The organism is Cupriavidus sp. 01L46, assembly GCF_056399905.1.
This window is the reverse complement of sequence record NZ_JBFTSF010000131.1, coordinates 1-16,402: the sequence shown is the minus strand read 5'-3', so window position 1 is coordinate 16,402 and position 16,402 is coordinate 1. Positions and strand designations below refer to the sequence as shown.

The following is a 16,402-nucleotide window of genomic DNA, read 5'->3' as shown; positions in this document are numbered from 1 at the left end:
CCGCCACCAAGGCCGCACAGCAAGCCAGCGCCACGGCTCGCACCGCGACCAAGAAGACCACCACCGCCGCCTAATCCGCGATGGCAGGAAACGGACCGGCTTCGGCCGGTTCGTTGGCAAAGCGCGCCTGGCATGGCCAGCGCATTTTGCCAACGAAGGCAGCACGGAAGGCTACCTAAGCCGCCCTGCCCTCCTACGGTGTCTCCTCGGTATCTGGTTTCCATGTATTCCAATATCGATTCATTCCCGGCCATGCGCCGGGATTTTTTTGCCCGCGACACATTGGCAAGCAGACACTCGGACATTCGGACACACGCCCTCCCCTCTGCAAGCAAGCTTTGATCGGCGCAGCCGCAAGCGTATGCGGCAAAAAATCTGGCGGTTAATTGCGAATCAAGGCGTAAAAAGGCCCGCCATGCGGCGGGCCTCTCTAGCGTCGGCTAGCGTCTAGCGTCTAGCGTCTAGCGTCTAGCGTCTAGCGTCTAGCGCTTAACGCTTGCGCGGCGGCGGCACATCCGTACAGACGCCTTCGTAGATCTCGGCTGCCATGCCGATGGATTCGCCCAGCGTCGGGTGCGGGTGGATGGTCTTGCCGATATCCACCGCATCGGCACCCATCTCGACTGCCAGGCAGACTTCGCTGATCAGGTCGCCGGCATGCATGCCCACGATGCCGCCGCCGATGATCCGGTGGGTTTCCTCGTCGAAGATCAGCTTGGTAAAGCCTTCGTCGCGGCCATTGGCGATAGCACGGCCGGAAGCCGCCCACGGGAACACGCTCTTGCTGTACTTGATCCCCTGCGCCTTGCACTGGTCTTCGGTCACGCCGGCCCAGGCCACTTCCGGATCGGTGTAGGCCACCGACGGGATCTGCTTGACATCAAAGTAGGCCTTCTCGCCGTGCGCGGCCTCCGCTGCCACGTGCGCTTCGTGCACCGCCTTGTGGGCCAGCATGGGCTGGCCGACGATGTCGCCGATAGCGAAGATGTGCGGCACATTGGTGCGCATCTGCTTGTCGACGTCGATAAAGCCGCGATCCGTGACCGCCACGCCCGCCTTCTCCGCGCCAATGCGCTTGCCGTTGGGCACGCGGCCCACCGACACCAGCACCAGGTCGTAGCGTTGCGGCTCGGCCGGCGCCTGCTCGCCTTCGAACTTGACGTAGATGCCGTCCGGCTTCGCTTCCACGCCGACCGTCTTGGTCTTGAGCATGACCTTGTCGAAGCGCTTCTTGTTCATCTTGTCCCAGACCTTGACCAGGTCGCGGTCGGCGCCTTGCATCAGGCCATCGAGCATTTCCACCACGTCGATGTTGGCGCCCAGCGTGCTGTACACCGTGGCCATTTCCAGCCCGATGATGCCGCCGCCGATGACCAGCATCTTGTTGGGCACTTCCGGCAGTTCCAGCGCGCCGGTGGAATCGACGATGCGCGGGTCCTCGGGGATGAACGGCAGCTTGACCGCCTGGCTGCCGGCGGCGATGACGGCTTTTTCGAAGCGGATMACCGTCTTCTTGCCCGTCGTCGCCTTGGCGCCGCCTTCGGTTTCCTGCACCTCGAGGTGATGCGGGTCGAGGAAGGTGCCAATACCACGCACGACCTGTACCTTGCGGGCCTTGGCCATGCCGGCCAGGCCGCCGGTCAGCTTGCCGACCACGGTTTCCTTGTAGTGGCGCAGCCCGTCGAGGTCGATCTTGGCCTCGCCGAACAGGATGCCGTGGGCCGCCAGGGCCTTGGCTTCGTCGATCACAGCGGCGTTGTGCAGCAGCGCCTTGGAGGGGATGCAGCCCACGTTCAGGCAGACGCCGCCGAGCGTGCTGTAGCGTTCGACCAGCACGGTGTTCATGCCGAGATCGGCGCTGCGGAAGGCGGCCGAGTAGCCACCAGGGCCAGCGCCGAGCACCAGCATGTCGCAGGTAATGTCCGCGCTGCCCGCATGCGTGGCGGCCGCGGGAGCCGCAGCCGGAGCCGGCGCGGATACCTGCGCAGGTGCGGGCGCAGGGACCGGCGCGGCCGCCGGCTTGGCCGCGGCTTCGCTCTCCAGCGTGCAGATGACGGCGCCCTTGGCGACCTTGTCACCCACCTTGACACGCACCTCCACCACCTTGCCGGCGGCGGACGACGGCACATCCATGCTGGCCTTGTCGGACTCGAGCACGATCAGCGACTGCTCCTGCTCGACCGTATCGCCGGCCTTGACCAGTACCTCGATGACTTCCACCGCGTCGAAATCGCCGATATCCGGCACCTGGACTTCGATCACACTCATGTTTTTGCTCCTCAAGAACGCACTCCGCTTCAGTTGCGGGGCGCGCCATCGTTATTGGTTGCTCCGTCGCCGGCCATGTCAGCCAGTTGCACCACCTGCACCTCGACCGGGCCTGCCGAACTCTTGTCGAACTCCACCCCTGCATCCACCCCGATCCGCGCAATCTCGCGGGCGGTCAGGCCCGGCTGGTCGTAGACCGCATGCATGGCGCCCAACGCGTAGTTGCGCCCCGAGCCAATGCCCCAGAAGCGATCGAACGAGAAGACTTCGCGGTACGAATACACGCCGAAGATCCCGGCCGGATTGGCAATCAGGCAGACGATCTGCGAGGACTCGTAAGGATCGTCCTCGTCCTCCTTGGTGTTGATGAAATACTCGTTCTTGAGTTTTTCATGCACCTTGAGGAAGGTCCGGAAGACGTCATCGCGCGAACCCAGCCGGCATTCCTCTCCCAGCCCGGCCAACAGGCTGCGCATGACCGGGAAATGCGCGGTGGTACCGGCGAGCGCCACGAAGCTGTCACCCACCGGGAACACCTTCTGGTTGCGCTCGTAGGCACGCGTGAGCCGGGTGTCGCCAAACGTCACCAGCGCGTCGGCGGCAATCGCCACTTCGCCGGCCTTCTTGACGACAACGCAGGTAGTCATGGGCTCGCTTCCTGTTTGCAGGTTGCAGACGTTGCAGGCAAAGGCGCGCATGGCCGCGAGGCCGGSCGCGCCCTACCCGTCTTACAGCAGGATGCGGCGGAAATCGGCCAGCAACTGGCCGAAATAGGTGTTGAAGCGAGCCGCTTCCRCACCGTCGATGACGCGGTGATCCCACGACAGCGACAGCGGCAGCGTCAGGCGTGGCACGAACTGCTTACCATCCCACACCGGCTTCTGGTACGACTTGCACACGCCCATGATGGCCACTTCCGGCGCGTTGATGATCGGCGTGAAATACGTGCCACCGATGCCGCCCAGCGAGGAGATCGAGAAGCAGCCACCTTGCATCTGGTCCGGCTTGAGCTTGCCGTCGCGCGCCAGCTTGGCCAGTTCGTTCATTTCCTGGCCGATCTCGATCACGCCCTTCTTGTCGGCGTTCTTGATCACCGGCACAACCAGCCCGTTCGGCGTGTCAGCGGCGAAACCGATGTTGAAATACTGCTTCAGCACCAGGTTCTCGCCATCGAGCGAAGCGTTGAAATTCGGGAACTTCTTCAGCGCGGCGACGGCGGCCTTGATCATGAAGGCCAGCATGGTGACCTTGACGCCTTGCTTCTCGTATTCCTTGTTGAGCTGCACGCGGAAGGCTTCCAGCTCGGTGATGTCGGCCTCGTCGTGATTGGTGACGTGGGGAATCATCACCCAGTTGCGATGCAGGTTCGCGCCCGAGAGCTTCTTGATGCGCGACAGCGGCTTGCTTTCGACCTCGCCGAAACGGGTGAAATCCACCTTCGGCCACGGCAGCAGGTTCAGCTCGCCGCCACCAGCGGGGGCAGCGGCCGCCTTTGCCGGGGCTGCGGCATGACCGCTCATCACGCCCTTGACGTAGGCCTGCACGTCGTCCTGGGTGATCCGTCCCTTGGGGCCGGTGCCCGGCACGCGCGACACATCCACGCCCAGCTCGCGCGCGAACTTGCGCACGGAGGGGCTGGCATGGGCTGCGGTGCCGGTCACGCCGGCTACCGGAGCAGCCGCGGCAGGCGCGGCAGGCGCGGCAGAGGGGACCGGGACCGGGGCCGGTGCGCTRGCTGCGGGAGCGGGAGCCGCAGCAGCAGCAACAGCAGCCGGGGCAGCAGCGGCAGGCGCGCTGGCCGGAGCACCGGCGGCGCCTTCGAGAATCAGGATCAGCGTGCCTTCGGCGACGTTGTCACCGACCTTGATCCGGACTTCCTTGACCACGCCGGCGGCCGGCGACGGCACGTCCATGGTGGCCTTGTCCGATTCCAGCGTCACCAGCGCGTCTTCGGCGTTGATGGTGTCGCCCGGCTTGACGTGGACTTCGATCACGGGGACCGAGTCGTAGTCGCCGATGTCCGGCACCTTGACCTCGACCGGGCCGCCGGCAGCAGCCGACGCGGGAGCGCTGGCGGCAGCCGGGGCCGGAGCCGGCGTCGGGGCGGGAGCCGGCGCCGGCGCGGCGGCTGCGGGAGCCGGTGCGGCTGCGGCCGGGGCGGGCGCGGTGGCAGCCGCACCAGCGGGCTCCAGCATCACCAGCACGGTGCCTTCGGCGACGTTGTCGCCAATCTTGATCCTGACTTCCTTGACGGTGCCACCCTGGGGCGAGGGCACGTCCATCGTGGCCTTGTCCGATTCCAGCGTCACCAGCGCGTCTTCCGCGTTGATGGTGTCGCCCGGTTTCACGTGCACTTCGATGACGGGAACGGCGTCGTAATCGCCGATATCCGGCACCTTGATTTCAATCGCTTGACTCATTCAGTGTCTCCTGGGCAGGCCGGCGCGCACGACAAACACGAGCGTGTGAGGTTACCCTCACCGCCGTGATCTGTCACGCCGCCGCGCCGCAAGGCGCCGGGCATCAGCCCGGCGCCCGCGCACGCGGCATTGCCGCTCCTGCGGGGGTTCGTGCAGCCGGCCTGCTTAGACCGACATCGGGTTCGGCTTGTTGGGGTCGAGGTTGTACTTCTTGATGGCTTCGGCCACCTTGTCGCGACCGATGGCACCTTCGTCAGCCAGCGCCTTCAGTGCAGCCAGCGTCACCCAGTGACGGTCCACCTCGAAGAAATGACGCAGCTTCTCGCGGGTGTCCGAGCGGCCGAAACCGTCGGTGCCCAGCACCACGAAACGGCGCGGCACGAAGGGACGGATCTGGTCGGCGAAGGCGCGCACGTAGTCGGTCGAGGCGATCACCGGGCCGCGCACCGACTTGAGGCTCTTGGTCACGTGCGACTCGCGTTGCGGCTCGCTCGGGTGCAGCAGGTTCCAGCGCTCCACGTCGTGGCCTTCGCGGGCCAGCTCGGTAAAGCTCGGGCAGCCCCACAGGTCGGATTCGACGCCCCAGTCCTTCTTGAGCAGGTCGGCGGCGGCGATCACTTCGCGGAAGATCGTGCCCGAACCCAGCAGCTGCACGCGCGGCGCGTTGCTGTTTTCCACGCCCTTCTTGAACTGGTACATGCCCTTGACGATGTCGCCCTCCACGCCAGCCGGCATTTCCGGATGTTCGTAGTTCTCGTTCATCACCGTCAGGTAGTAGTACACGTCTTCCTGCTCGGCGTACATGCGGCGCAGGCCGTCCTGCATGACCACCGCCAGCTCGTACTGGAAGGTCGGGTCATACGAGATGCAGTTCGGGATCGCGGCGTGGAACACGTGCGAGTGGCCGTCTTCGTGCTGCAGGCCTTCGCCGTTGAGCGTGGTGCGGCCCGAGGTACCGCCCAGCAGGAAGCCGCGCGAGCGCATGTCGGCGGCCGCCCAGCACAGGTCGCCGATACGCTGGATGCCAAACATCGAGTAGTAGATGTAGAACGGGATCATCTGGATGCCGTGCGTCGAGTACGACGTGGCGGCAGCGATCCAGTCGCACATGGCGCCGGCTTCGTTAATGCCTTCCTGCAGCACCTGGCCAGTCTGCGATTCCTTGTAGAACATCAGCTGGTCGTGGTCTTCCGGCACGTACTTCTGGCCTTGCTGGTTCCAGATGCCGATCTGGCGGAACAAGCCTTCCATGCCGAAGGTGCGCGACTCGTCAGGCACGATGGGCACCACGTGCTTGCCGATCTGCTTGTCCTTGAGCAGCGTGTTCAGGATCCGTACGAAGGCCATGGTGGTGGACACTTCACGGCCTTCGCTGGTGGCCTTGAGCAGCGCGTCGAAGGCGGACAGCTCAGGCACCTTCAGGGCTTCTGCCTTCTGGCGGCGGGCAGGCAGGTAGCCGCCCAGGTCCATGCGGCGGGCGCGCATGTATTCCAGTTCCTTCGAGCCTTCCTCGAAGGTGATGTACGGCACTTCCTCGATCTTGTCATCGGCGACCGGGATGTTGAACTGGTCGCGGAAGCGGCGGATCGCGTCCACCGGCATCTTCTTTTGCTGGTGGCTGATGTTCATGGCCTGGCCGGCATCGCCCATGCCATAGCCCTTGATGGTCTTGGCCAGGATCAGCGTGGGCTGGCCCTTGTGTTCGTTGGCGGCGCTGTAGGCGGCGTAGATCTTGTGCGGGTCGTGGCCGCCACGGTTCAGGCGCCAGATGTCCTCGTCGGACCAGTCGGCCACCATCGCCTTGAGCTCAGGGGTATTGAAGAAGAACTCGCGCACGTAGGCGCCGTCCTTGGCCTTGAAGGTCTGGTACTCGCCGTCCACGCAATCCATCATGCGCTTCATCAGCAGGCCCTTGTGGTCGCGTGCCAGCAGCTGGTCCCAGCGGCTGCCCCACACCACCTTGATCACGTTCCAGCCGGCGCCGCGGAACTCGGATTCGAGTTCCTGGATGATCTTGCCATTGCCGCGCACCGGACCATCCAGGCGCTGCAGGTTGCAGTTGATCACGAACACCAGGTTGTCCAGCTTCTCGCGCCCGGCCATGCCGATCGCGCCCAGCGATTCCGGCTCGTCGGTCTCGCCGTCGCCCAGGAACGCCCAGACCTTGCGGCCTTCGGTCTGCACCAGGCCGCGGCTGTGCAGGTACTTCATGAAGCGGGCCTGGTAGATGGCCATGATCGGGCCCAGGCCCATCGACACCGTCGGGAATTGCCAGAAGTCCGGCATCAGCCACGGGTGCGGGTAGGACGAGATGCCCTTGCCGTCGACTTCCTGGCGGAAGCTGTCGAGCTGTTCCGTGCTCAGGCGGCCGAGCAGGAAGGCGCGCGAATACACGCCCGGTGCCGAGTGGCCCTGCACGAACACCAGGTCGCCGCCGTGTTTTTCGGACGGGGCGTGCCAGAAGTGGTTGTAGCCGACGTCATACAGCGTGGCCGCCGAGGCAAACGAGGAAATATGGCCGCCAACGTTGGTGTGCTTGTTGGCGCGCAGCACCATCGCCATGGCGTTCCAGCGGGTGTACGAGCGGATGCGGTGCTCGATGTCCTGGTCGCCGGGAATGCGGGCCTGCTGCTCCACCGGGATGGTGTTGATGTACTGCGTTTCAGCGTGGAACGGCTGGGTGACGCCGTTCACGCGTGCGTATTCGATCTGCTTTTCGATCAGGAAGGCGGCCCTGTCGGTGCCTTCGGCGGCGATCACGCCCTGCAGGGCATCAAGCCACTCGTGGGTTTCCTGGGGATCGGCGTCGTTGGCGCTGCTTGCGCCGAGGATCTGCTCTGGTACAGCTGACATGACTGTCTCCTGGTGAATTCCTGCCTCGGTGCCCCCTGATTCTTGTGGTGGGAGCCCCGGCCTGACGGTGTGACTACGGTACGGCGCGCGGGCCGCGAGTGTCTTCGCGCGGTCCTTCGCTAGTGCTTCGCCCGGGCTTGCCAGCGAGGCTGGCAGGACCGGACGCAGCACCGCCGTCCGCACTTTTCGGTCGGACCGATTCTATGGAAGCACATTGGGCAAGACAAGCCCAATTTTCAAATTGCGATATGGTTTCTTACAATATGAAATATTGCGGCAGCGCACCACAAAACTGCGCCAGCCCTTGCCACCAAACGCCGCCGACCCGCCGCGCCTTCGGCAGGAATGCCGCAGTGCCGCATTGGCGCTTACCCCAAGCGACGGGACGCCGCAATCCCGCTACACTGGTCGGTCAGTCGTCAATCCCACCATGCCGTCCCTCAAAGATTTCTTTTCCCACCTCCGCGCCGCAGTCGTCCCTCCCTCCGCTTCCGGCTCCGCCAAGGCGAGCGGCAGCGACCCTACGCTGGTCGCCCCGCCCAACCCGCTGACGCCCCTCGATACGCTTGGCCACGTGGACGAGCCCGCCGCCGTCAACGGGCCGCCGCGCGGATTGTGGTGGCTGCGCTGGCGCAACCTGGTGGCGACCAGCTGGTTCATGTTCATCCCGCTGATAGCGATCGTGCTGTTCACGGTGGCGATGGGCGTGATCCTGTGGTCGCTCCATGAAACCGAGCGCCAGCAGCAACGCGACGCGCTTTATCGCGACGCGGCCTGGGCCCAGCAGCGCGTGCGCCTGTCCCTGCTGAGCAACCAGGACCAGCTAGCCTCGCTGGCGCGCGACATCGCCGCCGCCCAGCTGGACCAGGGCGCCTACCGCACCGCCGCGCAGGAAATCCTGCGCGAGAACCCGGAAATCGTCTTCGTCAACTGGCTGGACGCGACCCGGCGCGGGCGCTGGTCGCTGCCGTCCACCTCCGAATTCGCCAGCCGGCTGCGCGAAACCCAGGACCAGCCGCTGGAGCCCGAGGTGCTCGATACCTTCGACGCCGCACGCGAAACCCAGCGCGTGGTGTACTCGCGCCCGCTGGTCAACGACCGCGGCGACAGCTTCATGCTGATGGAAGTGCCGATCGTGCGGGACAACGAGTTCCTCGGCACCCTCGGCGCGCTTTACTCCGTCAACGGCATCCTGACCCACCTGCTGCCGCCGGAGCTGACCGAGCGCTACCGCTTCTCGCTGATCGACAAGAACAACCAGATCCGCGCCAGCACTTCGCTGCGGCCGGTGCCGGGCAACGCGCTGTCCTACGAGGTGCTGCTGGACCCGCCGGGGCACTCGCTGTCGCTGCGCGCCGACGCCTACCCGCCCGCTTCCAACCTGCCCAACAACATGTTGCTGTGGCTGGTGGTGGGGCTGTCGTGCTTCCTGTTGTGGAGCCTGTGGAGCATGTGGCGCCACACCAGCCGGCGCTCCGAGGCGCAGCGCGCCCTGCTGGCCGAGACGTCGTTTCGGCGCGCGATGGAAAACTCGATGCTGATCGGGTTGCGCGCACTCGACCTGAACGGCCGCATCACCTACGTCAACCCCGCCTTCTGCCGCATGACCGGCTGGCAGGACAGCGACCTGGTCGGCCGCGTGCCGCCCTTCCCCTATTGGCCGCCCAACGACCATCAGGAGATGCAAAAGCAGATCGACCTGACGCTGCAGGGCAAGTCCCCGGCCAGCGGCTATGAGATGCGCGCCATGCGGCGCGACGGCAGCAGCTTCTACGCCCGCATGTATGTCTCGCCGCTGGTGGACAGCCGCGGCAGGCACACCGGCTGGATGGCCTCGATGACCGATATCACCGAGCCCAAGCGCGCCCGCGAGGAGCTCGCCGCCGCCCACGACCGCTTCACCACGGTGCTGGAAAGCCTGGACGCCGCGGTGTCCGTGCTGGCCACCGACAAGCCCGAGCTGCTGTTCGCCAACCGCTATTACCGTCAGCTGTTCGGCTGGGAAGCCGAGGGCCACCTGAAGCTGGCCGGCGGCGAGGTCGACAAGGAGCAGGTCTCCAGCGACGCCACCGACTTCGTCGACGCCTACGCCGGCCTGCCGGCTTCGGAGCTGATGCCCTACTCTTCGGACGCGCGGGAGGTCTTCGTGCCCGACATGCAGAAATGGTTCGAAGTGCGCCGCCGCTACATTCAGTGGGTCGACGGCCATCTGGCGCAGATGCAGATCGCCACCGATATCACGGTGCGCAAGGCTGCCGAGGAAATGGCGCGCCAGCATGAGGAACGGCTGCAGTTCACCAGCCGCCTGACCACCATGGGCGAGATGGCATCGTCGCTCGCCCACGAGCTGAACCAGCCGCTGGCGGCGATCAACAACTACTGCATGGGCGCGGTGGCCCGGCTGCGCTCCGGGCGCAGCACCGCCGAGGACCTGATCCCGATCCTGGAAAAGACCTCGGCGCAGGCCGTGCGCGCCGGCACCATCATCAGCCGCATCCGGGGCTTCGTGAAGCGCAGCCAGCCCCAGCGCCGCGAAGCCGCCCTACACGACATCGTGGCCGACGCGGTCGGGCTGGCCGACCTGGAGGCCACCCGCCGCCGCGTCACCATCCTGACCCGGCTGCCGGCGCCGCCGGTGGTGCTGTTCGTCGATCCGGTGCTGATCGAGCAAGTGCTGGTCAACCTGCTCAAGAACGCCGTCGAGGCCATGGCCGGGCTGCCTGCGCTGCGCGCCACCGGCGTGGTGCGCCTGCACGCGCGCATCGAGCCGGGCGAGATCGGCCCGAACATGCGCATCGACGTGATCGACCAGGGCCCTGGCGTCGACGAGGCCACGAAGGAACGCCTGTTCGAGCCGTTCTTCAGCACCAAGTCCGACGGCATGGGCATGGGCCTGAATATCTGCCGCTCCATCATCGAGTCCCACCAGGGGCGGCTGTGGGTGGAGAACAACGCCGACGGCATCGGCTGCACGTTCAAGATCATGCTGCCGCTGCAGCCGGCGCTGATCGACCAATAAGCCGCCAATAATCCGCCAATAAGGCGCCGGGCGGGCCGCCCGGCATTGCCAAGACAGGATCAGGCGCGCCAGGGCCGCCCCTGTTGCTTGCCGCCCGGCCCGGTTACACTTGGCGGCAAATGACTTTGATGTCCCAGGAGACTTCATGACCGTAACGCCAAACCCCACCTCCCACCGCGGCGAGACTGTCTTCATCGTCGACGACGATGAAGCCATGCGCGACTCGCTGACCTGGCTGCTGGAGGGCAATKGCTACCAGGTTCGCAGCTTTACCAGCGCCGAACAGTTCCTTTCCGCCTACGACTCGGGCCAGGTCTCCTGCCTGATCCTGGATGTGCGGATGCCGGGCATGAGCGGGCCCGAGCTGCAGGAACGCATGATCGCGGAAAACATCAATATCCCGATCGTCTTCATCACCGGCCACGGCGACGTGCCGATGGCAGTCTCCACCATGAAGAAGGGCGCAATCGACTTTATCGAGAAGCCGTTCGATGAGTCCGAGCTGCGATCGCTGGTGGAGCGCATGCTGCAAAAGGCCCGCACCGACCATTCCGCCGCCCGCGAGCAGCGCGCCGCCAAGGACCTGCTGGGCAAGCTCACCACGCGCGAGCAGCAGGTGCTCGAGCGCATCGTGGCCGGCCGSCTGAACAAGCAGATYGCCGACGACCTGGGCATTTCCATCAAGACCGTGGAGGCGCACCGCGCCAACATCATGGAAAAGCTCAACGTCAATACCGTGGCCGACCTGCTTCGCCTGGCCCTGTCCAAAAGCAGCTGAAACAACAGCTGAAACAGCGGAGCCAGCGCCTGAGCCCCGCCCCCGCCGAACTCGCGGGGGCTGCCACTTCAACGCCCGAGGTACTCCTCGTCGCGAAAGGTCACGACCCATTGCGGCTTGTAGACCACGAACACTGCCACCAGCATGCCCGTGAGAAAGGCCTCGCCAAACGCCAGGATCAGCACGGCGGTCAGCGTATCGGGCAGCGACAACACGCCGTCGCCCACGCTGTAGCTACGCCAGACCGCGCGCACCGCCCCCGCGCCCAGGGCGGCCAGTCCGGCGGTAAAGTAGCCATGGCCGAGGATGAACACAAAGGGATGGCGCGGCAGCAGCCGGCGCATGCCCCCCTGCAGCGCGGCCGACAACAAGGCCGGCAACAACCCCATCCAGACATAGCGCGGCCACAGCGCCGCCCAGTCCAGCCGGGCCCAGGTGTCACCAGCCAGGTAGCCCAGCCCCAGGAACGACACCAGATCCGCCACGAACAGCGACAGCAGGGCCAGCGGCAGCCCGAACAGGGTCACCATCAGGGTGGCGCCGAACAGCTGGATCGCCAGCCCGCCCGGCAGCGTCGCGCGAGCCGTCCATAGCAGCGCCAGCAGCATCAGCGCGCCCAGCCAGCCGTGCTGCAAATCGTCGCGCCGCAGCAGCTGCCAAGGCCGGCGGCTCAGCGCCCAGCCCATGGCGGCCAGGCTGAGCACGACGAGGACGGCTGGTTCGGCCGCGGCGGCCATGGCGAAAGGGTTAAGGGCATCCATGCAGCCATGCTACCAGCGCCCTACTCTCCTGCGCCCCGGGTTGCGTCAACCTTTATAATTCCGCTTTGACCACCTCCAGCTCTCCAGCGCCCATCCCCATGCCAGCCCAACTCATCGACGGCAACGCCCTTGCCAAGCAACTCCGCACCGAAGCCGCCCAGCGCGCCGCCCGCCTGACCGAACGCGGCCACCGGCCCGGCCTGGCCGTGGTCCTGGTGGGCGAAGACCCGGCTAGCCAGGTCTATGTGCGCAACAAGGTCAAGGCCTGCGACGACAATGGCTTTCATTCCTCGCTCGACCGCTACCCCGCCGACCTGTCCGAGGCCGACCTGCTGGCCCGCATCGACGCCCTGAACCGCGACCCGCATATCCACGGCATCCTGGTACAGTTGCCGCTGCCCAAGCATATCGACAGCCACAAAGTGCTCGAAGCGATCGCCCCGGAAAAAGACGTGGACGGCTTCCACGTGGCCAATGCCGGTGCCCTGATGACTGGCGCCCCGCTGTTCCGCCCGTGCACGCCTTATGGCTGCATGAAGATGCTGGAATCGGTCGATTTCCCGCTGCGCGGCGCGCGCGCGGTGGTGGTCGGCGCCTCCAATATCGTCGGCAAGCCGATGGCGATGCTGCTGTTGCAGGCCGGCGCCACCGTCACCATCTGCAACAGCAAGACGCGTGACCTGGGCGCCCATACGCGCGACGCGGACGTGATCGTGGCCGCCGTGGGCCGGCGCAACATCATCACCGCTGACATGGTCAAGCCCGGCGCGGCCGTGATCGACGTGGGCATGAACCGCGACGACAATGGCAAGCTGTGCGGCGATGTCGACTTCAACGGCGTCAAGGAAGTGGCCGGCTACATCACCCCTGTGCCGGGCGGCGTTGGCCCGATGACCATTACGATGCTGCTGATCAATACGCTGGAAGCCGCCGAGCGCGCAGCCGGCTAAACGTCGTATCGGCCTGCCGCGGACGGCGCCGGCGCCTTGCGCGCCGGGTGCTGCCTGGCACTGGAAATCCCGCTGCCCCGCCCCAATGTGCGGGGCATTGCCCTTACAGGCCCTGCCAAGAGAGACGTCATGGACCAAGCCGCCAACCAAGCCAACGCTGCAAATCACGCAAACGGCGACAATCCGCTGCTGGATTTCACCGACCTGCCGCGTTTCTCCGAGATCCGCCCCGAGCACATCGGCCCGGCGCTGGACGTGCTGCTGGCGACCGCGCAAGCCGCCGTCGACCGTGCCGAAGACCCGGCCACCGAAGCCACCTGGGCCAATGCCGTGGAAGCGCTGGAAGCCGCAACCGAGCCGCTGGGACGCGCCTGGGGCGTGGTGGGTCACCTGAGCGCGGTGGCGGATACGCCGCCCTTGCGCCAGGCGCATAGCGACAACCTGCCGCGCATGACCGAGTTCTGGTCGTCGCTGGGCCAGAGCCTGGCGCTCTATGACAAGTACAAGGCAATCGCCGCGAGCCCCGAATTCGCCACCATGAGCACGGCTCGCCGCCAACTGATGGAAAACGAGTTGCGCGGTTTCCGCCTGGGCGGCGCTGAACTGCCCGAAGACAAGAAGCCCCGCTTTGCCGCGATCCAGGAGCAGCAGGCCCAGTTGTCCAAGGCCTTCTCCGACCACGTGCTCGATGCCACCAATGCCTACGCGCTGCTGATCGAGGACGAAAGCCGCCTGAGCGGCATCCCGGAAGATGCGCTGGAAGCCGCGCGCCATGCCGCTGAAAAGGACGGCAAGCCGGGCTGGAAATTCACGCTGCACTTCCCCTCCTACTTCCCGGTGCTGCAATACGCGGACGACCGCGCGCTGCGCCAGACCATGTACGAGGCCAGCGTCACCCGCGCCTCGGAACTGGCCGAACAGTACGGCCAGGGCAAGGCCGAGTGGGACAACACGGCCAATATGCGCGAGCAGCTCGCGCTGCGCCGCGAAGAAGCGCAACTGCTCGGCTACGYCTCCTTCGGCGAGGTCTCGCTGGTGCCCAAGATGGCGGAATCCCCGGCCGAAGTGCTGCGCTTCCTGGACGAACTGGCCACCAAGGCGCGTCCGTACGCCGAGAAGGACTGGGCCGAGCTTAAGGCATTCGCCGCAAGCGAGCTGGGCCTGAGCGACCTCTCGCCCTGGGACGTCGCCTACGCCTCGGAAAAGCTGCGCGAGCAGCGCTACGCCTTCTCCGAGCAGGAGGTAAAGCAATACTTCCCGGAGCCGCAGGTGCTCAAGGGCTTGTTCAGCGTGGTGGAGAAGCTGTTCTCGGTGCGCATCGAAGCCGACCAGGCCCAGACGTGGCACGAAGACGCGCGCTTCTTCCGCGTGGTATCGCCCGAGGGCGAGTTGCTGGCGCAGTTCTACATCGACCTTTACGCGCGCGAAGGCAAGCGCGGCGGCGCGTGGATGGATGACGCCCGCGGCCGCAAGCTGCTGGACAGCGGCCGCGTGCAAACCCCGGTGGCCTACCTGACCTGCAACTTCACCGCGCCGGTGGGCGGCAAGCCCGCGGTCTTCACCCACGACGAAGTGATCACGCTGTTCCACGAGTTCGGCCACGGCCTGCACCATATGCTCACCCAGGTGGGCGAGCTGGGCGTGTCCGGCATCAATGGCGTGGAATGGGATGCCGTTGAGCTGCCTTCGCAATTCATGGAGAACTTCTGCTGGGAGTACGAGGTGCTGGCCGACATGACCGCGCACGTCGACACCGGCGAGCCGCTGCCGCGCGAGCTGTTCGAACGCATGCTGGCCGCGAAGAACTTCCAGAACGGCATGATGACGCTGCGCCAGATCGTGTTCTCGTCGTTCGACATGCACCTGCACACCAGCTTCGACCCCGCTGGCGAGAAGTCCGTGCTGGCGCTGTCCAGGGAGATCAACGATCGCGCCCATGTGGTGCCGCAGCACCCGCTGTCGCGCTGGCCGAACACCTTCAGCCATATCTTTGCCGGCGGCTATGCGGCGGGCTACTACAGCTACAAGTGGGCCGAAGTGCTGTCCGCCGACGTCTACGCGGCCTTCGAGGAAGCCGCGAAGCTCTCCGGCACCGTGCTCGACGCCGAGACCGGCGCGCGCTACCGCAGGGAAATCCTGTCGGTGGGCGGCAGCCGCCCGGCCATGGAATCGTTCACCGCTTTCCGCGGCCGCGCGCCGCAGATCGACGCACTGCTGCGGCACGGCGGCATGGCGGTGGCGTAAGGCAGCACACCGTCAATAGACCAGGTAAAGCGGCTCAGTCTGAGCCGCTTTTTTCATGGCGGCTCGCAAGTGCAATGCAGGCGGTCGACAGCAACGCGCAGCCGCTGCTCACCGCAATCGCCACCGAGTAGCTGCCGTAGGCATCGAAGAGCCAGCCGGCGAGGCTGCCGCCCGCCATCGCGGCAATGCCCACCGCGATATACAGCCCCCCAAGGATCGCCCCGAGGTTTGCTGTGCCGAACCAGGTCGCAGCGAGCGCCGGGTACAGGGAAATGCAACCGCCGTTGGCCGCGCCGAACAGGACAGCAAACAGCGCCAGCGCCGGAAAGCTCGTGGCCCCAAGCCACACGCCGTTGAGCAGCGCGAGCATCAGCGTCAGGCACATGAGCAGCCGCCCCGGCCCCAGCCTGTCACCTAGCCCGCCCAGCAGCAGGCGGCCCAGGATATTGCCGGCACCCACCAGCCCGATCAGCAGATTCCCAGCCGTAGGAGACAAGCCATGCTGCCGCGCGTACGGATGGATATGGACCAGCGCGGCGAACAGGCCGACCGAGCCCAGCAGGATGGCGCCGAAGTACCACCAGAATCGCCCGCCGCGCACGGCCTGCGCCAGGCTGAGCCCGGATGGCGGGGGCGAATGGGCTGCGCCAGGCGCCGCAGGCGCGCCATCGGGATACAGGCCGGCCTCTTCCGGGCGCCCCTTTAGCAGCATTGCCATTGCCAGCCCGACCACGGCGATGGCCAGCGCGAAGCAACGCATTGTCGCCTGCCAGCTCATATGCTCCATCAGCTGGCCCGCCACCACCGGTCCGATGAACGTGCCAAGCCCGGTGCCCGCCAGCGCAAGGCCCGACGCCCGGCTGCGATGCCTGACGAACCAGCGCTGCACCGCCGTCACCGCCGGCACGTAGACCAGGCCCACACCCAGGCCCACCAGCGAACAGAAGGCAACCAGGAACCCCGCCAGCGAATCCGTGACGACGCTGGCGATGGCAAATCCCAGCGCCAGCGAGACAATGCCCATCGCAATGACCCGGCGGGTGGAAATACGGTCAGCCAGGGAACCGGAGAATACGCCCACCACGTAGTAAATCAGCGCGGTGAACGAG

At 66.0% G+C, this 16,402-nt stretch carries 10 protein-coding genes; 4 read left to right on the top strand and 6 right to left on the bottom strand.

Translation table 11 applies throughout. The features are described from left to right. Positions 1 to 489: 489 nt before the first annotated feature. The 4 genes from lpdA to aceE all read right to left on the bottom strand — a co-directional run bounded on the left by lpdA (position 490) and on the right by aceE (position 7,541). The gene (gene lpdA / locus AC1DS3_RS22205; RefSeq protein WP_441630612.1) at positions 490 to 2,283 is read right to left on the bottom strand and encodes a dihydrolipoyl dehydrogenase; all 1,794 of its coding nucleotides are present in this window, start codon (positions 2,281 to 2,283) and stop codon (positions 490 to 492) included. Positions 2,284 to 2,297: 14 nt separating this feature from the next. Next, positions 2,298 to 2,915: an Ntn hydrolase family protein gene (locus AC1DS3_RS22200; RefSeq protein ID WP_441630610.1), complete on the bottom strand. Its 618-nt coding sequence runs from the start codon at positions 2,913 to 2,915 to the stop codon at positions 2,298 to 2,300. Positions 2,916 to 2,996: 81 nt separating this feature from the next. Further along, positions 2,997 to 4,688 carry a dihydrolipoyllysine-residue acetyltransferase gene (gene aceF / locus AC1DS3_RS22195; protein ID WP_477127961.1) on the bottom strand — a complete coding sequence of 564 codons (1,692 nt, stop codon included), beginning with the start codon at positions 4,686 to 4,688 and terminating at the stop codon, positions 2,997 to 2,999. 165 nt (positions 4,689 to 4,853) lie between these two features. Continuing rightward, entirely contained in the window at positions 4,854 to 7,541 is a 2,688-nt protein-coding gene (gene aceE / locus AC1DS3_RS22190; protein WP_441630606.1) for a pyruvate dehydrogenase (acetyl-transferring), homodimeric type, read from the bottom strand. Between the two features lie 430 nt (positions 7,542 to 7,971). Between aceE and AC1DS3_RS22185 the strand changes: the two genes are divergently transcribed. Then, positions 7,972 to 10,560, top strand: a complete 2,589-nt coding sequence (locus AC1DS3_RS22185) for a PAS domain S-box protein (protein ID WP_441630604.1) — start codon at positions 7,972 to 7,974, stop codon at positions 10,558 to 10,560. Positions 10,561 to 10,705: 145 nt separating this feature from the next. Then, positions 10,706 to 11,338 carry a response regulator transcription factor gene (locus AC1DS3_RS22180; RefSeq protein WP_477127960.1) on the top strand — a complete coding sequence of 211 codons (633 nt, stop codon included), beginning with the start codon at positions 10,706 to 10,708 and terminating at the stop codon, positions 11,336 to 11,338. A gap of 68 nt (positions 11,339 to 11,406) precedes the next feature. Here AC1DS3_RS22180 and AC1DS3_RS22175 read toward each other — a convergent pair whose 3' ends face one another. After that, complete coding sequence (locus AC1DS3_RS22175) at positions 11,407 to 12,099, bottom strand: hypothetical protein (RefSeq protein WP_441630602.1); 693 nt, start codon at positions 12,097 to 12,099, stop codon at positions 11,407 to 11,409. A 98-nt stretch (positions 12,100 to 12,197) separates the two neighbouring features. Between AC1DS3_RS22175 and folD the strand changes: the two genes are divergently transcribed. Beyond that, positions 12,198 to 13,049: a bifunctional methylenetetrahydrofolate dehydrogenase/methenyltetrahydrofolate cyclohydrolase FolD gene (folD, locus tag AC1DS3_RS22170; RefSeq protein ID WP_174422725.1), complete on the top strand. Its 852-nt coding sequence runs from the start codon at positions 12,198 to 12,200 to the stop codon at positions 13,047 to 13,049. A gap of 129 nt (positions 13,050 to 13,178) precedes the next feature. Then, entirely contained in the window at positions 13,179 to 15,293 is a 2,115-nt protein-coding gene (locus AC1DS3_RS22165) for a M3 family metallopeptidase (RefSeq protein ID WP_477127959.1), read from the top strand. 34 nt (positions 15,294 to 15,327) lie between these two features. Here the strand turns inward: AC1DS3_RS22165 and AC1DS3_RS22160 are convergent. Further along, positions 15,328 to 16,402: MFS transporter (locus AC1DS3_RS22160; RefSeq protein ID WP_477127958.1), on the bottom strand; the 1,075-nt coding region annotated here is incomplete at its 5' end.

Bases quoted from the DNA above. Each gene is read 5' to 3' on its own strand.
- AC1DS3_RS22200 (WP_441630610.1), bottom strand. From the start codon at position 2,915: ATGACTACCTGCGTTGTCGTCAAGAAGGCCGGCGAAGTGGCGATTGCC.
- aceE (WP_441630606.1), bottom strand. From the start codon at position 7,541: ATGTCAGCTGTACCAGAGCAGATCCTCGGCGCAAGCAGCGCCAACGAC.
- AC1DS3_RS22185 (WP_441630604.1), top strand. From the start codon at position 7,972: ATGCCGTCCCTCAAAGATTTCTTTTCCCACCTCCGCGCCGCAGTCGTC.
- AC1DS3_RS22175 (WP_441630602.1), bottom strand. From the start codon at position 12,099: ATGGATGCCCTTAACCCTTTCGCCATGGCCGCCGCGGCCGAACCAGCC.
- folD (WP_174422725.1), top strand. From the start codon at position 12,198: ATGCCAGCCCAACTCATCGACGGCAACGCCCTTGCCAAGCAACTCCGC.